This window comes from Nonomuraea sp. KM90, assembly GCF_052246675.1.
Lineage (GTDB): Bacteria > Actinomycetota > Actinomycetes > Streptosporangiales > Streptosporangiaceae > Nonomuraea.
In genome coordinates this window covers 1-3,279 of the sequence record NZ_JBQQCB010000299.1, presented here as the reverse complement: position 1 = coordinate 3,279, position 3,279 = coordinate 1, and the positions used below count along the sequence as shown (strand labels likewise).

The window sequence follows — 3,279 nt, the reverse complement described above, 5'->3', positions numbered from 1 at the left end:
TGGCAGATTCATGGCAAGAACATCGGGCGAAACTCCGGCGCAAAGGAGGCATCGACGAGATGGCGGATCGGCAGGAGCCGCAGACAGGAGCACCGCGTTCATGACCGTGAATTTCGACGCCCGAACCGCCGGGTCGCCGCCGGCCGATCCCGCCCTGGCCGCCGCGCTGACGGCCGACCCTGACGGCTTGCACATCGGCCAAGCCCGCGCGCACTGCGAGCTCCTTATGCGCGCCCATCCCCAGCTCGGCCTGACCAGCATGGCGGCCTGGCGGAACCTGCTGACCCAGCCCGGCATCACCCTCTGGGCCGAGTCCGGCTACCAGGTCTTGCCACAGGAACTGCTCGAGGAGATCACCGACCCGCGGTATCGGCGGTTCGGCTGGCGCACTCCGGACCTCCGCGACGAAGGCGTCGCCTTCACCACGGCGGCGTTCCAATGACCCGGGCGCACCGCCACACCCTGACGCGCGCTTGTCGAGGGGTCGGCCTGACCACGCTGGAGGCCTTCCAATGACCCGGCGACGCCTCCTACAGGAGGGCACACGCACACGTGCCGTCCCGCCGATCCCAGACCCCTCCGCTTCGGCAGCGAGCCCAGAGGCCACGGAGTTTCGTAGCCGACCCTGCAGCGGAGAGCGCGTGTGCCCATGGCGGACCGATGCGGACCTGACCGCGTTCTCCGAGGAGGACATGCTGCGGCTGCAGCGCGCTCAGCAGGGCGTGATGCGCCCGACTGACACCAGCGAGGCCGACGTCGCCCGGCTCACCCATGCCCCCCGGATGGCCTGCCACAAGGACCAGCCCGACACCGCGCACCCGATGCGGCTGTGCGCGGGCTGGCTGGCCGTGGTCGGACCCGACCATATCGGCGTGCGGCTCAGCGTCTTCGAGGGCAGTCTGCCGCCTGAAGCTGTCGAGCCCGACACCCATACCTGGCCAGCCTTGCACGCTAGCCTGGCCGAGCTGCTGGCCCGCCGTCAGGAGCAACTGGCCGCGCAGGAAGGCGACGGAGCACCATGATCAGGGTGGACCTGGCCAGCACAAGGCAGGCACAGTCGCGGCAGGACGCCGGGCGATCCAGCAGCCGCTGCGCGGCGTGCCCGGACGCAGGCGCCACGGCGAGCAGGGGACGGCCATGACACCTCGCCGCTTCGGTCCACGCGCAGAGGAGGCGTTGCGCCGTACGCTCAAGGACATCGCCGATGGCCACCCTGACGCTTTGGGTGCGTGGCCGCTTCTTCGACGAGCACACCGGCGCGCGGCTGGACCCGCCCGAGATCCAGGTGCTGCCCGACCGGCAGCCGCAGCCCGGCGTGCCGGACCCGGGTGGCGCCTGGTGGCCGCCGCTGCTTCAGCGCGGCTGGCTGGAGCTGCCGCCGCCCGGGCCGTCCATGCGTTACCTGCTCACCGACGCCGGCCGCGCGCTGACGGTGTGCGAAGGACTGGCGCCTGACCTGCTCCTGGCGCAGGTGACCCGCGCCGACCTGCGCCACCATGGACGTCCCCTGACCGATCGACCTGCAGCACGGTGGCAGCCGTGGGAGCTCGCGCCGCAGGTGCGCGCGAGCGCGCCGCGGGTGCGAACCCCGGCCGCGGCCCGTCTGCTGGAGCCGCATCGTCATCCTCCGCCCGCAGCGCCGGCATCGGCACCCGCTCCTCTCCCTCCGTCGTCAAGGAGCCGCCCATGATCCGCCGATCCGACCGGCGTACCGCCGACCATGCCCGCTACGCCCGCCAGGTGGTCCAGGCGCTCGCCCCGCATTTCGGCGACCTGGCCGATCCGACGACGGCCGCCACCGTCGAAAGGTCCATCACCGCCTACCTCGCCGCGCCGTTCGACGGCTGGGAGGTCATCCTGGACAGCCCCGCCCTGGCCAACTGGCGGCTCAAGCCCGACACCGGCGGACGTATCCGGGTGGCCTGCACCCGGATGCCGCCCCGCACCCCTGACGCGGTGCAGGAGCAGCGCGACCTCGAGCGCGAACGCGCGCTCACCGCACTCGTCCAGGAACACGGCTCATGAGCCGCGCGGCGGAACAATGGCTGCTGGAACAGGCCGGCGCCATCGCCGGGATGTGGCGCACCGGCCCATGCCGGGCAGCGCGACACCTGGAGCTTGGCCGGCCTGGCCGAGCTGCTCCTGGCCCAGGGCCGCCTGTTCACCCCGGCGGCGCGGCCGGGCGGGTTCGCCGCCGGCACGCCGGGCACCTGCTTCGCCACCGCCAGTCGCATGGCCGACGAGCACGCCGACCTGCTGTACGTCGAAGGCATGGTGCTGGCCGACGGCGTGCCGTTCGCCTTCGACCACGCCTGGTGCGTCAGAGCCGCGAGCGATCACGTCATCGAGTCCACCCTGCCCGACGGGCCGGCCTGGCCTACCTCGGCCATCGCCCTCACCGACGACTACCGGCGCGAACAGCAGGCGCTGCGCGGAGTGAACGCCGTCATCACCGGCGGCGGCATCAACCTCGCCGACAACGCCGACGCGCTACGCGGCGGGCTGCCCAGCCACGCCTGGCTGCCCGTCGGCCGCCCGTTGCCCTCCACCACAGAAACGTCGGCACGATCATGACCACGCCACGAGCTGTCCCATCCTCTTCCGCCTCCGACGCACTCGCGCCGAGCACGCCGCCACCCCTGGCCACGGCACAGCCGGACCCGACGCGGCCGATGCTCGCCGTGCCGCGGACCTGCCCGGTCAGGCCGGGCCCAGGCCGCACCGCCAGGATGAGGCCGAGCCGTTGCAGCCCACACCGCGATCCTGCGACCCGACAGCGGCTCGCACAGCGGCAACGGTTACGTGCAGACAGGTGCGCGCCTGCTCGAGGCCGCCGGACGCCGGTTCGGCCAGGAGGCGCCTCCGCCGCCGCGGGCGCTGGTGAGCAGTGTCGGCGAGATCGCCGGGCTGTCGCCACGGCGCCGTTGCAGAGCTCCGTGCGTGTTCCGCTTTCTGGATAGACGTTTCCGGACGGTATCGTGCCTGGTCGCTAAGGTGTCAAGGCAGGTTTACGTTTCTGGACGGAGGACCTCCCATGACATTCATCTATGACGGCCAGCGCCCAATGGTTTTGCGAGCACAGATCGACGGCAAGGACGGATACGCCCTGCTTCCCGATCAGGACGACTCCGCAGGTGTGATCTACTTCTCCTGAGGGCCGCGGTCCTGAGGATCAGGGTGGTGTCCAGCCCCGGGATTGACAGGTGAGAAGCCCGACAATGAGCGCGAATTGCCATATGGAGGTGGTAACTGCCACGGCAGGCACCTTACCCGGGGGCC

The 3,279-nt window shown here is 71.4% G+C and carries 5 protein-coding genes; all 5 read left to right on the top strand.

Annotated elements, in window-relative coordinates; translation table 11 throughout:
- Window positions 1-100 precede the first annotated feature (100 nt).
- The 5 genes from ACTWPW_RS63505 to ACTWPW_RS63485 all read left to right on the top strand — a co-directional run bounded on the left by ACTWPW_RS63505 (window position 101) and on the right by ACTWPW_RS63485 (window position 2,574).
- On the top strand, window positions 101-442 hold the full coding sequence (locus ACTWPW_RS63505) for a hypothetical protein (RefSeq protein ID WP_443174929.1): 342 nt from the start codon (window positions 101-103) through the stop codon (window positions 440-442).
- A gap of 70 nt (window positions 443-512) precedes the next feature.
- A complete protein-coding gene (locus tag ACTWPW_RS63500; protein ID WP_443174928.1) occupies window positions 513-1,022 on the top strand; it encodes a DUF6283 family protein in 510 nt (169 codons plus the stop codon).
- 182 nt (window positions 1,023-1,204) lie between these two features.
- Window positions 1,205-1,690 carry a hypothetical protein gene (locus ACTWPW_RS63495; RefSeq protein ID WP_443174927.1) on the top strand — a complete coding sequence of 162 codons (486 nt, stop codon included), beginning with the start codon at window positions 1,205-1,207 and terminating at the stop codon, window positions 1,688-1,690.
- Window positions 1,687-2,025 carry a hypothetical protein gene (locus tag ACTWPW_RS63490; RefSeq protein ID WP_443174926.1) on the top strand — a complete coding sequence of 113 codons (339 nt, stop codon included), beginning with the start codon at window positions 1,687-1,689 and terminating at the stop codon, window positions 2,023-2,025. Before ACTWPW_RS63495 ends, ACTWPW_RS63490 begins: the two co-directional genes overlap by 4 nt.
- Window positions 2,026-2,118: 93 nt before the next feature.
- Window positions 2,119-2,574: a hypothetical protein gene (locus ACTWPW_RS63485; protein ID WP_443174925.1), complete on the top strand. Its 456-nt coding sequence runs from the start codon at window positions 2,119-2,121 to the stop codon at window positions 2,572-2,574.
- Window positions 2,575-3,279 lie beyond the last annotated feature (705 nt).

Bases quoted from the DNA above. Each gene is read 5' to 3' on its own strand.
- ACTWPW_RS63490 (WP_443174926.1), top strand. From the start codon at position 1,687: ATGATCCGCCGATCCGACCGGCGTACCGCCGACCATGCCCGCTACGCC.
- ACTWPW_RS63495 (WP_443174927.1), top strand. From the start codon at position 1,205: ATGGCCACCCTGACGCTTTGGGTGCGTGGCCGCTTCTTCGACGAGCAC.
- ACTWPW_RS63500 (WP_443174928.1), top strand. From the start codon at position 513: ATGACCCGGCGACGCCTCCTACAGGAGGGCACACGCACACGTGCCGTC.
- ACTWPW_RS63505 (WP_443174929.1), top strand. From the start codon at position 101: ATGACCGTGAATTTCGACGCCCGAACCGCCGGGTCGCCGCCGGCCGAT.